This window comes from Hyphococcus formosus (genome assembly GCF_046736345.1).
Taxonomy (GTDB): Bacteria; Pseudomonadota; Alphaproteobacteria; order Caulobacterales; family Parvularculaceae; genus Hyphococcus; species Hyphococcus formosus.
Genome location: NZ_CP157210.1, coordinates 2,072,892 through 2,095,387, shown reverse-complemented (window position 1 = coordinate 2,095,387; position 22,496 = coordinate 2,072,892). Strand labels below are relative to the sequence as shown.

The 22,496-nt window shown below is 53.0% G+C and carries 17 protein-coding genes; 5 read left to right on the top strand and 12 right to left on the bottom strand.

Annotated elements, in window-relative coordinates; genetic code table 11:
* Nucleotides 1-71: 71 nt before the first annotated feature.
* Nucleotides 72-2,882: a phosphoenolpyruvate carboxylase gene (locus ABFZ83_RS09595; protein ID WP_411816332.1), complete on the top strand. Its 2,811-nt coding sequence runs from the start codon at nt 72-74 to the stop codon at nt 2,880-2,882.
* A gap of 1 nt (nt 2,883) precedes the next feature.
* Here the strand turns inward: ABFZ83_RS09595 and ABFZ83_RS09590 are convergent, their stop codons facing one another.
* The 5 genes from ABFZ83_RS09590 to acnA all read right to left on the bottom strand — a co-directional run bounded on the left by ABFZ83_RS09590 (nt 2,884) and on the right by acnA (nt 9,483).
* Nucleotides 2,884-3,462 (bottom strand): thymidine kinase, encoded by a 579-nt coding sequence (locus ABFZ83_RS09590; protein ID WP_411816331.1) that lies wholly within the window; start codon nt 3,460-3,462, stop codon nt 2,884-2,886.
* A 1-nt stretch (nt 3,463) separates the two neighbouring features.
* On the bottom strand, nt 3,464-4,318 hold the full coding sequence (gene dapF / locus ABFZ83_RS09585; protein ID WP_411816330.1) for a diaminopimelate epimerase: 855 nt from the start codon (nt 4,316-4,318) through the stop codon (nt 3,464-3,466).
* A gap of 12 nt (nt 4,319-4,330) precedes the next feature.
* The gene (locus tag ABFZ83_RS09580; protein WP_411816329.1) at nt 4,331-5,869 is read right to left on the bottom strand and encodes a glycosyltransferase family 2 protein; all 1,539 of its coding nucleotides are present in this window, start codon (nt 5,867-5,869) and stop codon (nt 4,331-4,333) included.
* The gene (locus ABFZ83_RS09575) at nt 5,866-6,681 is read right to left on the bottom strand and encodes a hypothetical protein (RefSeq protein WP_411816328.1); all 816 of its coding nucleotides are present in this window, start codon (nt 6,679-6,681) and stop codon (nt 5,866-5,868) included. Before ABFZ83_RS09575 ends, ABFZ83_RS09580 begins: the two co-directional genes overlap by 4 nt.
* A 132-nt stretch (nt 6,682-6,813) precedes the next feature.
* The gene (gene acnA, locus ABFZ83_RS09570) at nt 6,814-9,483 is read right to left on the bottom strand and encodes an aconitate hydratase AcnA (protein ID WP_411816327.1); all 2,670 of its coding nucleotides are present in this window, start codon (nt 9,481-9,483) and stop codon (nt 6,814-6,816) included.
* 273 nt (nt 9,484-9,756) lie between these two features.
* On the opposite strand from acnA, the gene ABFZ83_RS09565 reads away from it, so the two are divergent.
* The gene (locus ABFZ83_RS09565) at nt 9,757-10,287 is read left to right on the top strand and encodes an invasion associated locus B family protein (protein WP_411816326.1); all 531 of its coding nucleotides are present in this window, start codon (nt 9,757-9,759) and stop codon (nt 10,285-10,287) included.
* Between the two features lie 10 nt (nt 10,288-10,297).
* Here the strand turns inward: ABFZ83_RS09565 and aceB are convergent, their stop codons facing one another.
* From aceB to glmU, 5 genes are all read right to left on the bottom strand, one after another.
* Entirely contained in the window at nt 10,298-11,893 is a 1,596-nt protein-coding gene (gene aceB / locus ABFZ83_RS09560; protein ID WP_411816325.1) for a malate synthase A, read from the bottom strand.
* Between the two features lie 146 nt (nt 11,894-12,039).
* Nucleotides 12,040-13,413: a glutathione-disulfide reductase gene (gene gor / locus ABFZ83_RS09555; RefSeq protein ID WP_411816324.1), complete on the bottom strand. Its 1,374-nt coding sequence runs from the start codon at nt 13,411-13,413 to the stop codon at nt 12,040-12,042.
* Nucleotides 13,414-13,422: 9 nt separating this feature from the next.
* Nucleotides 13,423-13,938 carry a hypothetical protein gene (locus tag ABFZ83_RS09550; protein WP_411816323.1) on the bottom strand — a complete coding sequence of 172 codons (516 nt, stop codon included), beginning with the start codon at nt 13,936-13,938 and terminating at the stop codon, nt 13,423-13,425.
* 78 nt (nt 13,939-14,016) lie between these two features.
* Nucleotides 14,017-14,712, bottom strand: coding sequence for a ribose-5-phosphate isomerase RpiA (gene rpiA / locus ABFZ83_RS09545; RefSeq protein ID WP_411816322.1), 696 nt, complete (start codon nt 14,710-14,712; stop codon nt 14,017-14,019).
* Between the two features lie 9 nt (nt 14,713-14,721).
* Nucleotides 14,722-16,098, bottom strand: a complete 1,377-nt coding sequence (gene glmU / locus ABFZ83_RS09540) for a bifunctional UDP-N-acetylglucosamine diphosphorylase/glucosamine-1-phosphate N-acetyltransferase GlmU (RefSeq protein ID WP_411816321.1) — start codon at nt 16,096-16,098, stop codon at nt 14,722-14,724.
* 148 nt (nt 16,099-16,246) lie between these two features.
* On the opposite strand from glmU, the gene ABFZ83_RS09535 reads away from it, so the two are divergent.
* A complete protein-coding gene (locus ABFZ83_RS09535) occupies nt 16,247-16,924 on the top strand; it encodes an HAD-IA family hydrolase (protein ID WP_411816320.1) in 678 nt (225 codons plus the stop codon).
* On the opposite strand, the gene ABFZ83_RS09530 is transcribed toward ABFZ83_RS09535, so the two are convergent.
* The gene (locus ABFZ83_RS09530) at nt 16,921-17,124 is read right to left on the bottom strand and encodes a phosphoglycolate phosphatase (protein WP_411816319.1); all 204 of its coding nucleotides are present in this window, start codon (nt 17,122-17,124) and stop codon (nt 16,921-16,923) included. The two genes, ABFZ83_RS09535 and ABFZ83_RS09530, sit on opposite strands and share 4 nt — an antisense overlap.
* A 232-nt stretch (nt 17,125-17,356) precedes the next feature.
* On the opposite strand from ABFZ83_RS09530, the gene ABFZ83_RS09525 reads away from it, so the two are divergent.
* A complete protein-coding gene (locus tag ABFZ83_RS09525) occupies nt 17,357-18,046 on the top strand; it encodes a helix-turn-helix domain-containing protein (RefSeq protein ID WP_411816318.1) in 690 nt (229 codons plus the stop codon).
* On the opposite strand, the gene ABFZ83_RS09520 is transcribed toward ABFZ83_RS09525, so the two are convergent.
* Nucleotides 18,043-20,817, bottom strand: a complete 2,775-nt coding sequence (locus tag ABFZ83_RS09520) for an ATP-binding protein (protein WP_411816317.1) — start codon at nt 20,815-20,817, stop codon at nt 18,043-18,045. The genes ABFZ83_RS09525 and ABFZ83_RS09520 overlap by 4 nt on opposite strands.
* A 193-nt stretch (nt 20,818-21,010) precedes the next feature.
* On the opposite strand from ABFZ83_RS09520, the gene ABFZ83_RS09515 reads away from it, so the two are divergent.
* Nucleotides 21,011-22,162 carry a response regulator gene (locus ABFZ83_RS09515; RefSeq protein WP_411816316.1) on the top strand — a complete coding sequence of 384 codons (1,152 nt, stop codon included), beginning with the start codon at nt 21,011-21,013 and terminating at the stop codon, nt 22,160-22,162.
* Nucleotides 22,163-22,496: the final 334 nt, after the last annotated feature.

The window sequence follows — 22,496 nt, the reverse complement described above, 5'->3', positions numbered from 1 at the left end:
AGTTTGTGGTGGTTCGCGCTGGGCAGTTTGCCTATGTTGCAGCACACAATTACGCAGGCCAAGGGAACATAATGAACGATCAACCAGTTGCGAAAAATGTCGACCGTCTTTTGTCCGATTTTCGTCGGTTTTCCGGGGAAAGCGACAATGATCCCCATCTGAACCCGGTTTCACGTCTGGCTTCTGCGCTATTTCTGGGGTTGGAATCTGGTGAGGTTTCGATTGGCAGCCTGACGGCGATCGCAAATGATCTGAATGATCGGTCTTTCGAGGATCGTGCAGAAGCCTTCCACCTCCGGCGGGGAGACGGGGCCTGTGCACTGGAAGATATTTTGGCCCAACTGGCCCAAGGCGGCTTCGAAGAATTCAAAGCGGCTGTTGAAGGCGCGCCGGAAGGGGTCGTTTTTACAGCCCACCCTACCTTTGCCCTTAGCGCGGCGCGGCGGGATGTGCTTGCTGCTTATCCGGTGAATGGAAGCGATTCGGACAAAACCGATTGGCGACAGAAGCTTGCCAAAGTTGACGAAGGCGATGACCAGATCACGCTGCGTTACGAACATGATGAGGCTCGCAAAGCCATCGCCAATGCGCAGGAGGCCGTGGCACGGATCAACCGCGCGATCCTGAATGTGGCGCAAAAACATTTCCCAGAAAAATGGGCGGACCTGCGATTGCAACCTTTAAGCGTTGCCACATGGGTTGGTTATGATCTTGATGGGCGAACCGATATTCATTGGGGCGAATCCATTCGCATACGGATCGATGAAAAAGCAAAGCAACTCCAGCGATATGTCGCTTCGCTACAGAAAATTCAGGGTGAGACGCCGTCAAAATCTTTGCAGGATTTGCTAAGCCAGCTCACGGCATCGGCAAAACTCGCCGAACAACAAGCAAAGGCATTTGCTGGGGATCTGGATGACCCGTCAACCGTAGTGCAGGCGGCAAATTTGTTGACCGACGAAAATCCGGCACGGCTCACATCGCTTGATCCCATCGTTGAGGCGCTGACGAAAGAAATTGAAGAAAGCGATAGCGATGCGCGCAAGGCGGAACTGTTGCTCCTTCGCGCCGAGATGGAATCTTATGGTTTGGGCCTCGCGCGCATTCATTTGCGGGTCAATTCGGCGCAGGTGCGCTCTGCCCTTCGGGCAGATCTCGGCCTTGATCCGGATACCGGTTTTCTAGGCCGTTCTGCGCTTGATGTGGCAGCGAAAAAGGCTATGGCGGCGCAACGGCGAGCGGTTAATTTTGGCTCTGTCTTCTTGGAGAAAATGACGGCGCGCCGTCAATTCATGCTCTGTGCACAGATCCTGAAACATATTGATGCCGATACGCCCATCCGGTTTTTGATTGCTGAATGCGAAGCGCCCGCGACCATCATGGGGGCGGTCTATCTTGCGCGTCTTTATGGCGTTGAACATAAGCTGGACATCTCACCCCTATTTGAAACCCCGCAAGCGCTCGAAAGCGGCGGCCGCTTTATCGAACGCCTTCTGCGCGAACCGGAATATCGGGATTACGTTTCTGGCCGCGGGGTCATGAGTATTCAACTCGGCTTTTCTGACTCAGGCCGGTTTATGGGGCAATGCGCGGCGGATCTGGCGATTGAACGGTTGCAGGTTCTTTTTGCGCGGGCCCTTGGCGCGGCGGACCTGCCCGGCATTGAAGCCTTGGTGTTCAACACGCATGGCGAATCCATGGGGCGCGGGGCGCATCCGGGTTCTTTCAGTAATCGGCTCGATCATTTGACAACCCCTTGGGTTCGGTCGCGCTTTGCAAAAGAGAACATTCGTCTCCGTACGGAATGTAGTTTCCAGGGCGGCGAAGGCTATACGCATTTCCAAACGCCTGAGCTGGCAGCGCAAACAATGGCGATGGTGTGGGCCCATTCCCGCTCAATCCCCGAAGCAGCTCAGGAAGACCGGTTTTATAGCGATATCAATTATTCATGGGATGTGTATCGCGGCCTGAAGACATGGCAGGAAGGATTGTTCGAACGGGAAGATTACCGCAAAATCCTATCCGGCTTTGCGCTTCGGCTTTTGTTCAAAACCGGTTCCCGCCAAACGAAACGGTCACAAAGTGGTGGGTTTGACCTAAGCGCGTTACGGGCGATTCCGCATAATGCCATTCTTCAGCAGTTGGGTGCGCCGGTGAATGTTTCCGGCGGTTTCGGGAAGGCCGCGGGCAAGGAGCCTGACCGTTTTGTCGAACAGGTCGAAGGCTCGACGCGAATGCGCGCTTTGATGGCGATGGCTGTGCATGCCCGCGATCTGACCGATGTGTCGGTACTTCGTGCCTATGCTGATATTTATGCGCCCGGTTATTGGTCGGCGATGGCCGTGAGTGCCGGGGCGGGTAAAGCTGCAGATTCCTATGAGGCCGCGCAAATGGCTTTGGAAGACAGCGGTACGTCGCAAGCGTTTCAACATCTTGCAGACTTTGTTTCCAGTGACCTTCGTCATTTCGATGAAATGATCGGCGCCGTTGATTTATCGGGCATGCGAAAAGAAACCGTAAATCGCGACCGGTTATGTGTTCTGCATGCGGTTCGTCAGGCCCTCATGGCGAAAGCAGTCTCGTTGGTAGCGAGTGCACCGCCATTCTCGCGCCGTCACGATGTTGAGCATCGCAATCTAATCGAGATGACGCTGGATCTCAGAATTGATGAAACCGCGGACCTACTGGGCCGCATCTTCCCGGCCAATAGTAAAGGCGGGAATATGTTCTCAGGGCTCGATGAAAAGGTCGAGGATATCGACGCAGAGGGCGGTGCCTATCCCGAAATTCATCGTGAGATCATCTGGCCGCTTCGCGAAATTTCGGTCGCTTCGCGAACGTTAAGCGAAGCCATCGCAAATCATTACGGGGCGTTCGGATAATTTACCGATTGAACGCCTCGTAGAAATGTTTGCGGCAAAGCGGGACATAGCGATCATTGCCGCCAATTTCGATCTTTGCGCCGCTGGTGACTGCATTGCCGGCGGCGTCAATCCGCAGATTCATTGTCGCTTTGCTGCCGCAACGGCATATCGTTTTCAGCTCGCGAATCTCATCCGCGACCGCCAAAAGTCGCGCGCTGCCCTCGAATAGCTCACCGCTGAAATCAGTGCGCAAGCCATAACACATGACTGGTATGTTCAATTCATCGACGATCTGCGCGAGTTGCGTAACCTGAAGCGCATTCAAAAATTGAGCTTCGTCGAGAAACACACAGGCCGCGGGTTTTTGTGTGACCGCATTGCGGACAACATCAAACAGGTTCGTATCCCGATCAAATAGATAAGCGTCTTTACGAAGGCCGATACGTGACGCGATGACGCCGGTTTCAACCCGGTTATCGATCTTGGCGGTAAATTCAATCGTGTCCATACCGCGTTCACGGTAATTGAAGCTCGCTTGTAATAGGGTTGTCGACTTACCGGCATTCATCGCCGCATAATTGAAATAGAGCTTTGCCATTTTAGAAGTCGGTCCCGAATTCGCCTTTTTCGTCAAGTGATATCGGCCCGGTCATGATGATGCGATTATCGTCTTCGCGCCATTCAACCGCAAGATCGCCGCCATCCAGCGTGATAACAGCCTTGCGTCCGGTTAATCGCCGCCGGTGGGCGCAAACCAGTGCGGCACAAGCGGCGGTGCCGCAGGCTTTGGTGATGCCCGCACCGCGTTCCCACACGCGAAGGCGGATCGCGTGTTTGCTGGTTACTTGGGCGATGGAAACATTCGCGCGTTCAGGGAAGAGCGGATGGTGCTCAATCATCGGTCCGAATTTTTCGAGCGCATGAGCGTTCACATCGTCAACGAAAAAGATGCAATGCGGGTTACCGACATTGACCGTCGAAGGGCCCCAAAGGACCGGATTGTCGATCGGGCCTAATTTGATATCAACAAAGCGGGTGTCGTCCATTTGCTCGGCGAGCGGAATATCGCGCCAATGGAATTTCGGCTCGCCCATATCGACCGCAATGCGTTTGTCGCCAACCTTTGTCGCATGGAGCGCGCCGCTCGCCGTTTCGAATCGGGTTTCGCTTTCGTCCTGCTCTTCCATCAAGAGCCAGCCAACACAGCGCGAGGCATTGCCGCAGGCACCAACCTCATCACCATCGGCATTCCAAATCCCCATGAACACACCGTCGATCCCTTTACGGTGTTCGAGAGTGATCACCTGATCACAACCGGGACCGGTTTTCGGATCAGCGATTTTTTTGGCCAGATCATTATCAATAACCATGGGGTTATCGCGAAGGTCGATGATGACAAACCGATTGCCTAGACCGTTCATGATCAAATAGGGGTGTCCGGATAGAGATGACATAGGGCCGTATTCTTACTGCTCGAAATGATCGTTCAGCGCGTCTTCACGTTTTTGCTGCGCTGCGCGGCTAATAATATGGTCGGTTTTCTCCCAATAATGAAGACGGGTGACCGACTGCCAGACAGCTTTATAGGCGGCGACCGAGGTTAGCAACCAATATGCGGGTGCGGTCAGGCCATATATGGCCAGTTTGCCCAGCCCTCGTTTAAGGGGGGCAATCGCCATCATGGCGACGAAAAAGAAATTTCCGAAAAAAAGCGCAAAGAGGTTGAGCTGTAAAATCGGGGTAGGGAACAGGCGCGAGAGAAGCGGCGGGTCTGCGATCAGCCAAAACAGTGAGAGCGACCACATGATCGGATTAATCAAGGCGCTGAAAATATTACCGGCTACGAATAGTTGAACCGCTAAAAAGCCGCGTAATCCTGTGGTGGCGAGGATACAATAGGGGCGGCGCATATGGACGAGCCAGGTCTGTAAATACCCCTTCATCCAGCGCGAGCGCTGTCTGATCCAATTATGGGTACGGCAATTGGCCTCTTCGAATGTCGTTGAGTTGATCAGATCAACACGGTACCCCAACCGCGCTAATCGCAAACCAAGATCCGCGTCTTCCGTTACGTTATAAGGGTCCCAACCGCCGATTTCTGTCAAAATCCTTGTGCGGAAGAAATTGGACGTGCCGCCAAGTGGAATAGGGGCACCGAGCCGCGAAAGCGCAGGCAAAAGCCAATCGAACCAGAGCGAATATTCAAGCGTGAAAAGGCGCGTGAGCCAATTATCATCGGGGTTATAATAGTTCAGCCGCGCTTGCACGCAGGCAAGGTTTTGATCGCTCTTATCGAATGCGCGTGCGGCCTTTAAAAGTTGATCGCGCTCGGGCAGGTCTTCGGCATCATAAATTACGATCAGATCGCCACGGGCGCGATAAAGGCCATAGTTGCAGGCTTTTGGTTTTGTGCGCGGGGCGAGCGGAGGGATCGTTATGATTTCAAATTGGCGATCAAGGCCCAAGCGTTTTGCCTCATCAATGGTTTCGGGATCATCTGCCTCCAGCAGTAATTTCACATCCTTTTTATGGGCGGGATAATCGAGCCGATTGATCGCCCGCGCCAATGATGGCAATGCCGCAGCGTCGTGATAGAGCGGCAAGAGAATTGTAATTGTCGGCAGTGACGCGATGTCATAACCAGTGGGTGGCGCTTCTGCCGGATTGTCACCGGCCCCAAGTACCAACAGGTAAACCCGAAACAGAATTGCGCTTATAAAGTATAATGTCGTTGCCCCATTGATCGCGATAATGGTTGCAAACGGCCAAATAAACAATGCGGCACAAACAATCACCGCAATGCAAAGCGCGAATACAAGTTGCGTTCGCGTGAAAAGTTTGTAGGCTGATTGGTCAGGGTGATTGGCACGAAGGCCGGATATCGCGGCGACGTTAAGGGCGTCGCCCATTAGAAGCGAATGTGTGGTCGAAAGATTTGAAAAAGGGGCGGTGTTTGCGCCATCGTGATCGCTGAGAGTTTTCTCCTGTTGCGGATCAAGGCTCAAAACCGGCTCCACAGTCCGATGAAAAATGTTTGGCCTAATTCAAGATTTCGGCCCGCGATTTCTCGGTTCATGCCCGCTTGAATGGACCAGCGATTTGTGATTTTCGCGACGAGAGAAGGTTGAACCTTGATCACGTCGAAATCCGCGCCGCCTTGGGTTTCGTTTCGCATTGATCGCGTGCCAAAGGCTTCGAGCAGGAAGAGAATGCGTTCGTGCGGCTCGGTCCCCAAGGTCAATTGGCTTCGAATTTGATCGGCATTGGTGCCAATATTTTTGCGGTAGCCTATTTCAGCCGCGGCAAAGATTTTGATCGGCCTAAAAATGATATCGCGGCCATAAAGCGCCGAGAAATCGAGATCGACGCCCTTACCAAGAAGGCTCGATCGGGTGCCCGACTGTAATTGAACGGGTGATGCAACTGCGAACCGCAATGACGCCGCATGATTTCTGTTACGCAGAATTTGGTATTGCCCAAAGCCTTCGATCTCGGAAAAGCCGGATTGTGTGTGCGATAGGCTGGCATTGTTAAGCCATGTTGTTCCGTAGATTACTTTGCCGCCAATGGTGATCGCGTCGGTCAAACCATATTCGGCATAGCTATTTGACTCGATCCGTTGAAATCGGCCGACCGGTTCATCGATTTGTGCCGGTGGTAAATCAACGGAAAAATATTCCGCCCTCGAAATAATAAGGAAATTCCCATCAGGCCGTGCCCAAGGGGACGCATGAGCGGGAAATGAAAATGTGCTGATAAACAAAAGCGCAGATAATAAATATCTGCGCGCGCAAGCGCGTTCTACGAAGCCCCCCACCGAACACCCTTTCTGGTTGTTTGGTCTCTCGTTCCCTTCAGTAACTTATCGGTGTTAGGTCAATATTTCAAAATAAAAAAAGCCTGCAACGAAGTGTTGCAGGCTTTCATAATAGAACTTCGCGTTTGCTGTTTAAGCAGCAAGCTTACGAATAACGTAATGAAGAATTCCGCCATGACGGAAATAATCAAGCTCGTCAGCAGTATCGATGCGTACGAGCGCTTCAATGTTTTTGACGTCGCCATTCGCGAATTTAACCGCGATGGTTACGTTTGAGCGCGGCTCGATTTTATCGATATCCGGGATTTCGATTTCTTCATCGCCTGTCAGGCCAAGTGATGACCATGACTCGCCCTCTTTGAACTGTAGCGGCAGAACACCCATGCCGATCAGGTTTGACCGGTGGATACGTTCAAAGCTACCAGCGACAACCGCGCGAACCCCGAGAAGGATTGTGCCTTTCGCGGCCCAGTCACGAGACGAGCCCGTACCATATTGCTCGCCCGCAAAGACGACCAATGGTGCGCCGTCTTTTTTGTACTTCATTGCGGCGTCGTAAATCGGCATTTCTTCACCGTTATACTTTGTGACGCCACCTTCAGTACCCGGAAGCATTTGGTTCTTGATCCGAATATTCGCGAATGTACCGCGCATCATGACTTCGTGGTTACCGCGACGTGAGCCATAGGAATTGAACTCCGCCACAGGAACCTGATGCGATTTCAGATATTCGCCCGCAGGGCTGTCTTCTTTGATCGAACCGGCCGGAGAAATGTGGTCGGTTGTGATCGAGTCGCCAAACAGCGCGAGTACCCGAGCACCGGCGATTGGTTCAACCGCTTTTGGCTCTTTGCTCATGCCTTCGAAATATGGCGGGTTCGCAACATAGGTTGAAGCCGGCCACTGATAGGTCTGGCCGTCGCCAGCATCAATTGCCTGCCATTTTTCGTCGCCTTTGAATACGTCCGCATAGCGCGACGAAAACATTTGCGCGGTGACATGTTCACGGACCACATCGGCGATCTCTTTATTCGACGGCCAGATGTCTTTCAGGTAAACGTCATTGCCATCCGCATCCTTGCCGAGCGGGTCAGTTGTCATATTGACATTCATCGATCCGGCAATCGCATAGGCAACAACCAATGGCGGTGATGCGAGATAGTTCGCGCGAACGTCTTGAGAAATACGACCTTCGAAGTTGCGGTTGCCAGAAAGCACCGAAGCAACGGCGAGGTCATTTTCCTGAATGGTGTTGGAGATCGGCGCAGGCAATGGGCCTGAGTTACCGATACAGGTCGTGCAACCATAACCGACAAGGTTAAAGCCGAGCGAATCAAGATCATCGCTAAGACCAGCCGCGTCGAGATAATCGGTCACGACCTGGCTACCCGGTGCGAGTGATGTTTTAACCCATGGCTTAACGGTCAGGCCTTTGGCGCGGGCGTTGCGTGCGACAAGACCCGCGGCAATCAGCACGGATGGGTTGGATGTGTTCGTGCAAGACGTAATCGCCGCGATGGTGACGTCACCATGGCCGAGATCATAGTCTTCGCCTTTTACAGGGAAGCGTTTGTCGGCTTCGTCGATTTTACCATATTCCGTATTCAGCGATTCGGCAAAACCTTGCGGTGCGCGGTCAAGGGCGATCCGGTCTTGTGGGCGTTTCGGACCCGCAAGTGAAGGTACGACCGAAGAAAGCTCAAGTTCGAGCGTGTCTGTAAAGACAGGATCCGGCGTATCTTTTTCACGCCACATGCCCTGCTCTTTTGCGTAGGCTTCGACCAGCGCAACGCGGTCATCTTCGCGACCTGTCGCTTTGAGATAGCGAAGTGTTTCGTCATCGACCGGGAAGAAGCCGCAAGTTGCGCCATATTCCGGTGCCATATTGGCGATGGTCGCCTGATCTTCGAGTGCGAGATGGTCAAGGCCCGGGCCGTAGAATTCAACGAACTTACCAACAACACCTTTTTTGCGGAGCATTTCCACGATCACGAGAACGAGGTCAGTAGCCGTTGCGCCTTCTGGCAATTTACCAGTCAGTTTGAAACCGATCACTTCAGGGATCAGCATTGATACCGGCTGACCGAGCATCGCCGCTTCAGCTTCGATACCGCCAACACCCCATCCGAGTACGGACAAACCATTGACCATTGTTGTGTGGCTATCGGTGCCAACCAATGTGTCAGGGTAGGCAAAAGTTTCGCCGTTTGACTGCGCCGTCCAGACCGTCTGTGCAAGATATTCAAGATTGACCTGGTGGCAGATACCTGTGCCCGGTGGCACAACGCGGAAATTGTCGAACGCGCCCTGGCCCCATTTCAGGAATTTATAACGCTCGCCATTGCGCTCATATTCGCGGTCAACGTTTTTCTCGAAAGCGTTTTCGCCGCCAAAATAGTCAACCATCACTGAGTGGTCGATTACGAGGTCGACCGGTGCCAGCGGATTAATTTTCTCTGGGTCTTCGCCAAGGGTTTTCATCGCGTCGCGCATGGCGGCAAGGTCAACAACCGCAGGTACGCCGGTGAAGTCTTGCATCAAAACGCGCGCAGGGCGGTATGCGATCTCGCGTGTTGATTTGCCTTTGCCGAGCCAATCCGCAAACGCTTTGATGTCATCGACGGTGACTGAGCGATCGTCTTCGAATCGAAGAAGGTTTTCGAGAAGAACTTTCAGTGAGAATGGCAAACGTGAAATATCGCCAATATGCTTCTCAGCTTCTTTCAAGCTGTAATAAGAATATTTAGAGCCGCCGACAGTCAGCGTCTTTTTGGTCTTTAGTGAGTCGCGTCCGGGTATCATCAATTCCCTCCGGTTGGTGCGCCGTCAGGGGAGCAGGTGGAGACCTGTCCCATCAGGTGCGCGGTAAAACAAAAATCCAGCGTCGCCTCTGTGGAACTCGGATATCGAAACGGCGCTAAAAAATGTATGAAATTCCGCGCCGTTATGGCCCATGGGCGCGCCGCTTGCAATTCTTCTAAACGTCACAGTCGCGACAAATTTAGAACTATGCTATGTGGCGAATAAATTTGACGATTTCGCCTTATCAGTTCGCATCGAGGGAGCATAGTTTCCATGTCTCGCAAGCCGTTTTCCACAAAATTTGCCATTATTTCTGGTCTTGTTGCTGCGGGGTGCGCCGTTGGCTCATCGGCGGCAGTCGCCCAACAACCTGAAGCAAAAGCGAATTTCCGGGACTGGAGTGTTTTCGTGCGCGAAGTTGATGGTGAAAAAATCTGTTTCGCCGCGACGGAAGCCACTGATAAATCACCGAAATCAGTGAATCACGGTGATGTTTTCTTCCTCATTGCCAGCTGGAAATCGGGTGCCGCGAAAGAACAGCCCAGCCTGATGACTGGCTATACGCTGAACAGCAAGCCAGAGCCGACATTGCGGATCGGGTCCGATAAATGGGACATGTATGTGTCGGATAATGAGGCTTTTATCGAGTCTGCATCGGAAGAAGACCGGTTGATCCGGGCGATGCGGCGCGGGGCGGATATGCGGGTCAGCGCCGTTTCCCAGCGCGGAACCGCGACGAGCTATGTGATCTCGTTACGCGGTGTGTCAGCGGCACTCGACCGCGCTGCAGCCGAGTGCCGGTAGTCATTTCTGCTTAAAGGGCGCGATAAGCGCCTAATGTCAGGAAGGTGTCAAATTTTTCAGAGACGCACAGATCGTCCAACAGGGCGATGGCTTCTTTGAAGTGACCATTTTCCCAGCGGTCATCACCAACTTCGGATTTCACGACCTCTAGCTCTTCGGCCATGACCTTGCGGAAATAGTCCACGGTCATGGTCTCGCCATTTGAAAGGGTCGCACCGTTTTTAATCCATTGCCAGATTGAAGCGCGGGAAATTTCGGCCGTTGCGGCATCTTCCATGAGGCCGTAGATCGCCACTGCGCCGAGGCCACCAAGCCAGGCTTCGATATATTGAACCGCGACGCGAATATTGTTCCGCAGGCCATCTTCCGTGAACGGACCTTCTGGCGTTTCGACAAGGTCAGCAGCCGTGATTTCGTCATCGCTCTCACGGGTTACGTCGAGCTGATTGGTTTTGCCAGCTTTAAACGCATCGGAATAAACCTTGTTTACAACATCCGAGAGAGCCGGGTGCGCGATCCATGATCCATCATGGCCATTGTCAGCCTCGCGCTGTTTGTCGGCGCGGACTTTTTCTTTGTTCGCTGCGTCTTCATCAGGCGTCTTGGCGGGCAAGAAAGCCGACATACCGCCCATGGCGAGCGCGCCGCGGCGGTGGCAGGTACGGATTAAAAGCCGCGAATAAGCATCAAGGAATGGCTTATCCATCCCAACGGCGTGCCGGTCCGGCAACATCCGGTCACCATGGTTTTTCAGTGTCTTGATATAGCTGAAAATATAGTCCCAGCGCCCACAGTTCAGCGCCGCCGCGTGATCTTTTAGCTCATATAAAATCTCGTCCATTTCAAACACTGCGGGTAGCGTTTCGATTAGCATTGTCGCTTTGATCGTCCCGACCGGCAGGCCAACATGGTTCTGTGCACGGACAAAGACTTCGTTCCACCAGCGCGCTTCTTCGTAATGTTCGAGCTTAGGCACATAGAAATAGGGGCCGGAGCCATTTTTGCGCAGCTGTTCCTGGTTCGTGAGAAAGTAAAGCGCAAAGTCCATCAGACAGCCGGGGATCGGCTTGCCATTGCGCAGCACATGTTTTTCATCAAGATGCAGGCCGCGCACCCGGGCGATCAACGTCGCTGGATCATCGTTCAGCCGATAGGCCTTACCGCTTTTCGGGTCGTCAAAGCTGATCGTGCGGTTGACGGCATCGCGCAGATTGATCTGACCTTCGATGACATTGCGCCAAGTCGGTGCCAGCGCATCTTCGAAATCGGCCATGAAAACTTTTACGTCCGCGTTGAGCGCATTGATAATCATCTTGCGCTCGACAGGGCCGGTGATTTCGACACGGCGGTCGAGCAAATCGGCGGGCAGATCGCCAACGCGCCAGTCGCCAGCACGTACGTCTTTTGAATCGTCGCGGAATGCGGGCAGGTCCCCAGCATCGATTTTTGATTGCCACGCCGCGCGGGCTTTTAAGAGGTCATCGCGGCGTGCCGCAAATTCATCCACCAATCCGGCGAGAAATACCGCATTCTTTTCTGTCAGGATTTCCCGGTCTTCCGCCGTCAAATCCCCAAGAATTTCCAACCCACCGATATTCGTCGCCATAATTCATTCCCTTCCTCGGACGGCTCGTGCGCCGTTTTTTCCTAATCGGAGGGAGTGATAGCCGAACCTCTTGTGCAGCGCAACATTAGCTCGCAGTCGGCTGGTTGTGGTGACAGAATACACCACAACCTAATGAGAAATTGGCATTAAACGTCAGGGACGAATTTCTCTTTCATGGTCACCAACTCTTCGGCGATGGTGGGGTGTAGCGCAACCGTGGCGTCAAAGTCCTTTTTCTTGAGGCCGGCTTTGACCGCAATCGCAACGCACTGGATCATTTCCGCTGCTTCGTCGCCAACAATATGACAGCCCAAAACCCGGTCGGTATCGCCATCGACGACGAGCTTCATCAAAACCCGCTCTTCAGAACCGGTCAGGATGTGTTTCATTGAGCGGAAATTGGTTTTGTAAATGTCGATATTTTCAAATTCCGCGCGCGCTTCATGCTCTGCATAACCGACTGAACCAACCGGTGGCTGCGAGAACACCGCTTTTGGAATGAAGCGATAGTCTGTCTCAGTTGGATTATCGTTATAAAAGGTCTCAGCAAATGCCGCGCCTTCACGAATAGCAACCGGGGTCAGGTTGACCCGATCGGTGACATCACCGACAGCAAAAATGTTGTCTACGGATGTTCTCGATTGGTCATCGACTTTGATCGCGCCATTTTTTGTCATCTCGACGCCAGCATTTTCAAGCCCGAGGCCGTTTGTGGCTGGCTTGCGGCCGACGGCCCAAAAAATAAGGTCCGTATCGATATGCGTGCCATTGCTGAGATGAACCCGCTTTTCATCGCCTTCGCGTTTTTCAATTTTCTCGAAAACCGATTGTGTAATGACCCGAATACCTTGGCGCTGTAGTTCATTGTGAACCTGCACGGAAATATCCGCATCGAAATAACGCAAGATATCTTCCCCGCGATAGACAAGGCAAACGTCGCAGCCAAGGCCCTTGAAGATACAGGCGAACTCAATGGCGATATAGCCGCCGCCCGCGACAACCACATGTTTTGGAAGCTTTTCAAGGTGGAATGCCTCGTTTGAGGTTATGCCGAGATCATGTCCGGGCACGCTTTCATCAACCCAAGGCGTGCCGCCCGTGGCAATGAGAATCCGCTCCGCTGTTATGTCACGGTTTTCGGCCTCAAGGTGAATCGTATGGGCGTCCTTGATGGTTGCTCTCGACTGAAAAATCTCCGTACCCGCATTTTTCAGATTGCGAATATAGATGCCATTCAGCCGGTCAATTTCATTGTCCTTGTTCGCAATCAACGTAGACCAGTCAAAGGATACGTTGTCGGCAGACCAGCCATAACCTTTCGCATGTTCGAACCCGTGACCATATTCACTTGCGTAAACGAGATATTTTTTAGGAACGCAGCCGCGAATGACGCATGTGCCGCCGACACGATATTCCTCTGCGATGCCGACTTTCGCTCCATAGGTCGAGGCCAGGCGCGAGGCACGTACGCCGCCTGAGCCGGCACCAATTGTAAACAGGTCATAATCATACTTGGTCATAGAAATCACTTATTTTTCCGGAACAAATCCAATACGGGTTTCAAAACGCTTATCATTAAACTCGAGCACTTCGAGTTGAAATGTATTCAAAAATTCGCGATATATCGCGTTATAAATAGGCTCTAGCTTATCGGTATATTCAAGCGGCACACGGATAATCGGCTGCTGCGCCACAAAAACATCAAAAGTATCACCGGTGACCTCAATGGAAAGCGCCGTGCGGAGCCATAAAGAGCCGGAATCCTCGAAATTCTTGACGGTGAGTGCGATGCCGAACTGGATCGGCTCCAGCACGATGACCTGTTTCTGGCGATAGCTGAACGCGTCTTCGCCATAATCCTTGCGTGGGTCAAATTGCCCCTGCGCCGGAACGGCGGTCACGCATTTCGGGTCGCAGCCAAGATAGGCGGGAAAGCCATCGAGAATGGCCTCGCCGAGGCCCTTGCACCGAAGAAGATTTTCAAATGCCGCGGCACCATAGGTGCGAATGGCCTCTTGCAGTTTTTCAAATCGCGATTGCGTCATATCGTTGTCTCTAAATTAGGGGCGCACGCTAGCCTGCGGAAGGGGCTAGCGCAAAGGCCGGACGATCAAATGAACGTGTTATGGCTTGACGACGCTGACACCGTCGGTGTCGCCGTAAATGATCATATCCGCCATGCCGCAGAATAAGCCGCTTTCAAGCACGCCGGGAATGGCTGCCAAGATCCGTTCAAGCGACGCCGGATCATCAATACGGCCGAGTTCTGCGTCGATAATCAGATTGCCGCCATCGGTTTTGACCGGTGCGCCGTCTTTGGCGCGCAGGGTCAGCCGAGGGGACGGGAAGCCATTGGCCGAGAGCGCCTCGCGAATGGCCTTGACCGTCAATGCCCAGCTATAGGGAGAAATTTCAATCGGCAACGGAAAAGCGCCCAGCGCAACAACGCGCTTTGAATTATCTGCGATCACAATGAATTTGTGTGCGGCTTTGGCAACGATCTTTTCCCGCAAGAGGGCCGCGCCGCCACCTTTGATGAGGTTAAATTGCGGATCCGCCTCGTCTGTGCCGTCGATTGCCAGATCGACAATGGTTGTCTCATCCGGTTCGATGATTTCTATGCCAAGGCTTTCGGCCTGACGGCGCGTTTCCTCAGAGGTCGGGATGCCTCGCAGCGCCCAGCCCTGTTTGACGCGTTCACCCATAATGTCGACAAAATACCGGGCGGTAGACCCTGTCCCCAAGCCAAGGGTCATATCATTCGTTACGTGTTTTGCGGCTTCTTCTGCGGCAAGTCGCTTGCCGGCTTCTTTGTCCATTTTGGGGTCCTATTTCTGTTTTGATTTTCTGAACCGTGCGGCCCAGCCTTTGATCGCAGATTGACGGCCTCGCGCAACCGCAAGGTCGTCTGGCGCGACGTCTTTTGTGATTACCGATCCTGATCCGACATAGGCACCATCGCCAATGGTGACCGGGGCGACCAGCGATGAATTTGAACCGACAAATGCGCCAGCGCCGATGGTTGTCTTGTATTTTCCGTATCCGTCATAATTGCACGTAATTGTGCCCGCGCCGATATTGGCGTCCGCGCCGATGTCGGCATCACCGATATAGGAAAGATGGCTGACCTTTGCGCCATCACCGATTTGCGCTTTCTTGATTTCGACAAAATTTCCGACTTTTGCATCGCGGCCAAGCGTTGCGCCGGGGCGTAAGCGCGCGAACGGGCCAATGGCGGCACCTTCGCCGATTATTGCGCCTTCAAGATGGGAGAACGCTTTGATTTCAGCATTGTCGCCAATCGTAACGCCTAGCCCAAAGACGACATTCTGGCCGATGGTGACGTCCTGGCCGATTTTGGTGTCACAGGAAAAATAAACGCTCGCCGGGTCGGCAAGGGTTGCGCCATTTTCCATCACCTTCTGGCGCATGCGGTTTTGAAATTCGGTTTCTACTTCGGCTAATTCAACCCGTGAATTGACCCCAAGGACTTCTGTTTCGTCAGCTTCGATAATCGCGCAGCGCAATTTATCGTTCCGGGCCAGCTCGACGAGGTCGGTCAAATAATATTCGCCCTTGGCATTATTGGCGTCGATGTCATTGAGGCGCTTGTTCAGAAAAGCGCTGTCGATGGCCATGACGCCTGAATTGCAAAGCGTAATCGCAAGTTCGTCCTCGCTTGCGTCTTTCGCTTCGACAATAGCCAAGAGCGCGCCATTAGCGTCACGTTTTAATCGTCCGTATGCGCCGGGGTCGTTCGGCGTAAAACCGAGAACAGCAACGGCGGCACCATCTTCAATTTCTTTTGCCAAAGCCGATAGGGTCGTTGCGGTGACGAGGGGGGTGTCTGCATAGAGCACCAACACGGCCCCGGAAAATCCTTCAAGGGCGGGCATGGCTTGCATTACTGCATGGCCGGTGCCTTGGGGCGGTGATTGAACCGCCACTGAAATATTCGGGTCAATGTCTTTCGCGAAGTCACCAATTTGGGGCGCGTGATCACCGATCACGACGACAAGGCGATCCGGCGAAAGAGAGGCGGCAGTATCAATTACATGCGCAATCATTGCGCGACCGCCAATCCGGTGCATGACTTTCGGCAGCGCGGATTTCATCCGCGTTCCGTGGCCTGCTGCCAAAATGACGGTTGCCGTATTGACGTCTTTCATCACTGCGCCTTTCAAATGCTCAAATTCGTCTATCATAAAAGACGCAAACCGGCCTATGGCCAATTCGTGTCTTATGGGCGGAGATGGCCCGATTCGCGAGCCCTCAGCGTTGCGCGATGCTAACGAGGATCCCTTAAGGCGATATTGGCAAAAGCAAAGATTAGCGGAAAAAACAGGCGTAAAGATGACCCAAGACCTAAAAGGCGGAGCGTTGATTTTTGACCTTGATGGAACGCTGTTGGATACGGCTGATGACCTTGCGGCGGCTATGAACCATGCCTTGACCGATCTCGGGTTTGAGGCGGTTGCCCCAAAAGAGGTTCGTCATCTGGTTGGGCATGGGGCGCGGCGAATGTTGATGCGCGGGATTCGGATTTCGGCGGATCGCGAAGCAACCGCGGCGGAACTCGATGAGGCGTTCACGCTGTTTTCCCAATATTACAGCGCCAATATCGCTGATCATTCGCGACCCTTCGCGCATGTATTGGATATGATCGAAGCTTTTCGTGCGCGCGGCGTTGTCTGTGCGATCTGCACCAACAAGCGCGAGGCCTTGGCGGTTCAGCTTATCAAAAGCTTGGGCCTTGATCATTTGTTTGAGACAATTGTCGGGGCGGATACAGCGGCCGCGGCCAAGCCAGATCCGGCACCGGTCAATCTTTGCCTTGAAAGATTGGATGCGCGCAAAGCGGTTTTTGTCGGCGATAGTGACACCGACATCAGAGCGGCAATGGCGGCCGGATTACCAAGCGCCATTGCTGATTTTGGATATGGCCCATTAGAGCTGGCCGGAGAGGCCACCGCCGTTTTTGGTAATTATCGCGAAGCGGCGGTGATTATAGAGAAATTGCTGGCGGCCTAACTGGTCGCCGCTTCACCGAAAAATTTGGTCGGCATGCCATTGATCATGTTGCTCCGGACATCGCTTCGTGCAGACCGCATGGTCGACACAAAACCTTCGTCCTTCACTTCGATGCTGACATCAAAGCCGCGTTTTTTCCAGAAGTCCTGAATTTTTGCTGCGAGACGTTGAGCACCGTCTCGATCACACAGGTCAGTCATATTTTTACCCCGAGCTATGCATTTGAACGTTTCCACGCGGCGTAGAATATAAGACAATCTGATTAATTCAAGTCACTTTTCAAAAAATTTTGCACCAATCGGTTTACTTCAAAAATGACTAAAATACAGTAGTTTAGTGGCATTCTTTCAACCACCCCCGGCCAACTGCAGAATTTTATAGCGCGGGCCGCACTTATATTATAAGTATATCTTATATTTCGATGGAGGGGATATGGATTTCACCCAAAAGGTTATTGCCCGCTCAATCGGCGAGCGCATCCGGCAGGCCCGAAAGGCCCAAGGCTATAGCCAGTCCGATCTTGCCCACCGGGTCGGCGTGAGCCAGCCAGCGATCGCCAATTGGGAAAGCGGTGTTCACGATCCCCGGCGTCTGACATTGGCCAAACTGGCGGATGCGCTTGATGCGTCGCTTGATTGGCTTGCTGCCGGTGATCGCTCATCGGCGGAGAGTGATAAACACGCGGCGGCCGCCTATATCCGCCGCCCGGTTCGTCATGTTCCGGTCATCTCTCTGCGCGGGGCGGCTTTGTTCGTACAGGACGCAAAGGCCGATCCGCATATGATGGCTGAAGACTATATTCCCGTCACTTTGAGTGCGCCGAAGCTGTTTGCGGTATTTATCAATGACCCGGCTGTTAATCTGGCATTCCTGCCTGATACGGTGCTGGTGATCGATTATGATGACCGGGTGCCGGAAGACGGCGACTTTTGCCTCGCCTTATATAATGACTCGCTCATCGTCAGGCGGTGGCGCACTGGATACGAAAAAAGTCAGGTTACAGATAATGTGAGCGCCGCGCGGCTTGAGCCTTATTCAAGTCAGGAAGGTCATTCGGTGATCGAAGTCACGCGCTCTGTCGCGATTATTGGTAGCGTGCGGGTGTCGATTAAGATCTATTAGGCGGCTTTCTTTTGCAGAGTACCGATAACGCTCGGGATCGCTTTGTGAGCCGTTTTAAATTCCATCACTGCAATTTTGCATAGGGCGGAAATCGCTTTCAGCGACGCGTCCGACCGCGCTTGTGCCTCGATCTCGCTGCATGCAGCACCCAGCGCGCGAGCACCGACATTTACGCTCATGGATTTGAGCGCGTGGGCGGCTTTCGCAATGGTCTCGCGGTCACCGGATTTCAGTGCTTCAGCCAGATTTTTCATGGCCTTGCGTGAGTGTTCTTCAAACAGGTTGATCGCGCGCACAGGGAGATCGCTACTACCGCCCTGCATAGCGGCGATCTGGTCGAGAACATTATGGTCGAATACCGGATATTGCTCTTCGTCCTTACTTGGCGCGACGATTGGCGGTGGCGGAATGTCTTCCTCGTCCGGCGTCGGGGTTTGGTCTTCGTTCACCTCAAGGTACTTTGTCAGTACACTGCCCAGCGTATCAAGGGTGAACGGCTTGGTAAGATAGTCATCCATGCCCGCTTCGCGCCACGCATCGTCTTTGCCGGCAACATGGGCGGTGAGGGCGACAATCGGAACGGGTTCTTTCTGGGCGCGTTTCTCCAATGCCCGAATGGCCTGGGTGGCTTCAAAACCATCCATTTCCGGCATGGAGCAATCCATAAGGATAAGATCAAATTTCTCTTTCTGCGCTTTGTGGACCGCTTCGCGTCCATCATTGGCGAGTGTGACGCTCAGGTTGAGGCGCGACAGGGCCTCAAGCACAACTTCGCGGTTAACCGCGCTATCGTCAGCGGCAAGAATTTTCTGTCCACTGAAATAGAGATGCGACGGTCCGGCGACTTCTGCATGGCTGAGCGCCGCTTTGCCCCGTAATTTGTCGTCAAAGATCCGGCCAATCTGGTCCATCACCTCGCGCCGTGAAAGCGGCGCAAGCAGGATGTCTTCGACGACACCGCTCTCAAGAAGTTGGTCCGGCGCTGTATCGCCGAGCTCGCAAACGCATATGCGTGCGGGGATCCATTGCGCTTCGCCGTTCATGATCGATTCGTGATAGCCGCGGAAAAATTCCGGTGAGGCGAAAATCATATCCGCATAGGCGATATGTGGGCCCAGATCTGCGCCTTTTTCGATGATATGCGGAATAACGCCTGTTTCACGCAAATAGCGGGCAAGCATGCGCGGCGCAGCGTTCCCATCGATCGCGACAAGGGCACGCTTTTCGCCTTCCGCGCGTCTGATAGCCGGTGGGGCCTTCAGGGTTTTTGCCGGCATGTTAAAGAAGAAGCGTGACCCCTTATTCGGCTTACTGGTGAGGCCGATATTGCCGTTCATTGCTTCGACCAGACGGCGACAGATCGCGAGGCCCAAGCCAGTGCCACCGAAACGGCGTGTGGTTGTCTGGTCGGCCTGCGAGAACGCTTCAAAGATCGCCGCTTGCTTGTCTTGCGCGATACCGACCCCAGTATCAGTGACTGAAAATTCAATGACGACATCGCCAGCATTTTGGCCTTTTTTGTTCTTTTTCACCTCAACCGATACAAGGACGTGACCTTCTTCGGTGAATTTGAGGGCATTATTGACGAGGTTGGAAATGACCTGCGAGATCCGAACCGGGTCGCCTTCGATTTCCTCGGGCGTATCAGGCGCGACATAGGCCGCAAGGTCGATGTTTTTCGACGCTGCACGCTCACAGAAAAGACCAACCACATCGTCAATGACATCGGCGGGACGGACAGCGATTTTCTCAAGCTCTAGTCGCCCGGCCTCGATTTTAGAAAAGTCGAGAATATCATTGATGATCGCAAGAAGGCTCTGGCCGGATTTTGCAATAACTTCTGCATAGCGATGATGCCGCGGCGCAAGACGCGCTTTACTCAGGAGATCTGCCATCGCCAGCATGCCATTCATCGGTGTACGAATTTCGTGGCTCATCGTGGCGAGGAAGTCTGATTTTGCGTGATTTGCCGCTTCGGCGGATTCTTTCGCGAGGCGCAACTGGCTGGTTCGTTGTTCAACGGTTTTTTCCAGCGTGCGCTGGTGGGTTTTCAAGGCTTCATCACGGTCTTGAATGTGATCAAGCATGGTATTGAAGGTGTCGACAAGCTGGGCGGTTTCTTCATCTTCGGCTTTTTCTGCGCGAACAGAGAAATCCCCAGACTCTCTAACCCGGCTCATGACCCGCGCAAGGCTCAGGATCGGGTCGGTAATCGAGCGCTGCAATTTGAGCGCAATTAAAACGCCAATCCCGCCCGCGAAGATGGCGGCGACAAAGGCGTCATAGAGCAAAAAGCCGATACGATCAGAAAGCTCGCCGGTATTGGCGTGAATCGTAAGACTACCAATCGTGCGCCCGCCCTGAACCACGGGCACGGTCGCTTCGGCCGAGCCTGAAGTCAGCATCGATAAGGGCGAATTTTCGGGAAACAACGAAATAGACGAGGTATCGACGATTTGCGTCGCGCTGCCTAATTCAACGAAAGTTTCTCCATCCGGGGTTTTAACATTCACATATTCGATTGTTGGAATGTAAGAAATTGCCCGCAAGGAATAGAGCGTCGCTGATTTATCCTGATTATCGACATGTTCCGAAATTGCCGACGCAAAAACATTTGCCGACGCATAAAGCTCTGCCCGCTTGCCCGCACCAAACTGCGCGGTCTCGCGCCACACAGACGACGCCGTCGCGATAACGACAGCACCGAAAATCGCGATGATAACAAGCGCCGTAAGGCGGCTTCGCATGGATTTTGAGTGGCGTTTAAACAATTGTTAACGGTCCCAGACAGTTCCGGTTGGTCTCGACATACCGGGAGTGTGACCGCAATTACTTGAAATTTAATTTCTATCGGTGCGATTTCGGTGAAAGCGATTGTTAAGGAAAGGTTGCATAAATAGGCGGGCGTTAAGCCATAACTGCTTTGCGTTTTACAGGGGATTTACTTTGTCAGATAGCGCTAGAATGGTTTTACTTGCTGATGATGACCCGGTTATGCGGGAATTGGCATCGGCTAAGTTGAAAGAAGCCGGATATGCGGTGACAACCGCAGAAGACGGCGCGCAGGCGCTTTCGTTATTGCGAAAAATTGCGCCGGATCTCGTGATTTCTGACATCGATATGCCGAATATGAACGGTTACGAGCTGACCGAAGCCATTCGCGCCGATGAGGCTTTTTGTGAAACGCCGGTCATGGTGATTACCGCAAGTGACCAGAGCGATGCGGTCGATCGCGCATTTGCGTCCGGTGCGACGTCATTCCTCGCAAAACCGATGAATTGGTCTCTGTTTCACCATGCGGTGAAATTCGTTCTGCGCGCCAGTGATGACCGGCGCGGGTTGAAAACGGCCAAGGATCAAGCAGAAGCCGGCGCGAAGTTTAAAGACAGTCTGATGTCGGTAATGAGTCATGAACTCAGAACACCACTGAACGCGATTATCGGATTCGGTCAGATCATCGCTGAGCGATTCGATAATGAAAATGACAATATGCATCATGAGTATGCTGAATATATCATCGATGGCGGACGGCGATTGTTGAACTCAGTATCGGACATGTTGCTTGCGTCCGATGCGCGATCAGGGCCGATTGCCATCAATGAAACCGATGTTTGCCTCGGTGATATTGTCGAGGAGGCGTTGTCTGGCCTTGAAAAAACGCTCCGCCTTGCGGATGTCGAGCCAATACAAAAGCTTTGTTCAAACAATCTGGAAATTTGTTGTGATCGCGGCTTGATGGCCAAGGCTATTCGCAAGCTTGTGGATAATGCGGTCAAGTTTTCGCCGAAGGGCGTTTCGGTTTTGATCGGCGCGGCGCTCACCCGAAGCGGTGACCTTGCGATTGTGGTCAAGGATACCGGTCCCGGTGTGAAGCCGGAATTGCTCGATAAGGTGACGGCCCCCTTTGAGCAAATTGATATGTCATTTCAACGTTCTCGCGAGGGGCTGGGGCTTGGTTTGCCGCTCGTGCAGGCAATTGCAAAAGCTCATGGCGGGTCCTTCCGGTTGGACTCGGTCGTGAATGAAGGAACGCGCGCTATAATTGTATTGCCGGCCCGACGCATCCATGAATTGCCGGGCTCTATGCCGAAGCAACAGGGACGCGAAGTCGCCTAAGCGGCGATGACACTGACCACAATACGAAAATCGCAATATTTCGCACTTGCACAAAACCACTTGTGTCGCATACGGATCGACCTGTGCCACGATCCGGCAATCGTAATTTTACTGTCACCTCATTGCGATACGTTGTTAATAAAATCTTGAACTATTAATCCGACGCTCAGTATGGGGCGATCCGGCGAGTTCGCTTCGCGTAACGTGTTGCGTCGCAGCAAATGTTTTGCATTTGTAGTTTGTTGTAATTTTGTAACGCTATTGGTCGGACCGCAGTTGATTTTCATTCCATTACTGGACGGGAACCGATCAAAAAGAGAATAGTGTTTTCAAG

Coding starts and splice junctions, on each gene's coding strand:
- ABFZ83_RS09595 (WP_411816332.1), top strand. CDS start 72: ATGAACGATCAACCAGTTGCGAAAAATGTCGACCGTCTTTTGTCCGAT.
- ABFZ83_RS09590 (WP_411816331.1), bottom strand. CDS start 3,462: ATGGCAAAGCTCTATTTCAATTATGCGGCGATGAATGCCGGTAAGTCG.
- dapF (WP_411816330.1), bottom strand. CDS start 4,318: ATGTCATCTCTATCCGGACACCCCTATTTGATCATGAACGGTCTAGGC.
- acnA (WP_411816327.1), bottom strand. CDS start 9,483: ATGATACCCGGACGCGACTCACTAAAGACCAAAAAGACGCTGACTGTC.
- ABFZ83_RS09565 (WP_411816326.1), top strand. CDS start 9,757: ATGTCTCGCAAGCCGTTTTCCACAAAATTTGCCATTATTTCTGGTCTT.
- aceB (WP_411816325.1), bottom strand. CDS start 11,893: ATGGCGACGAATATCGGTGGGTTGGAAATTCTTGGGGATTTGACGGCG.
- gor (WP_411816324.1), bottom strand. CDS start 13,413: ATGACCAAGTATGATTATGACCTGTTTACAATTGGTGCCGGCTCAGGC.
- ABFZ83_RS09550 (WP_411816323.1), bottom strand. CDS start 13,938: ATGACGCAATCGCGATTTGAAAAACTGCAAGAGGCCATTCGCACCTAT.
- rpiA (WP_411816322.1), bottom strand. CDS start 14,712: ATGGACAAAGAAGCCGGCAAGCGACTTGCCGCAGAAGAAGCCGCAAAA.
- glmU (WP_411816321.1), bottom strand. CDS start 16,098: ATGATAGACGAATTTGAGCATTTGAAAGGCGCAGTGATGAAAGACGTC.
- ABFZ83_RS09535 (WP_411816320.1), top strand. CDS start 16,247: ATGACCCAAGACCTAAAAGGCGGAGCGTTGATTTTTGACCTTGATGGA.
- ABFZ83_RS09530 (WP_411816319.1), bottom strand. CDS start 17,124: ATGACTGACCTGTGTGATCGAGACGGTGCTCAACGTCTCGCAGCAAAA.
- ABFZ83_RS09525 (WP_411816318.1), top strand. CDS start 17,357: ATGGATTTCACCCAAAAGGTTATTGCCCGCTCAATCGGCGAGCGCATC.
- ABFZ83_RS09515 (WP_411816316.1), top strand. CDS start 21,011: ATGGTTTTACTTGCTGATGATGACCCGGTTATGCGGGAATTGGCATCG.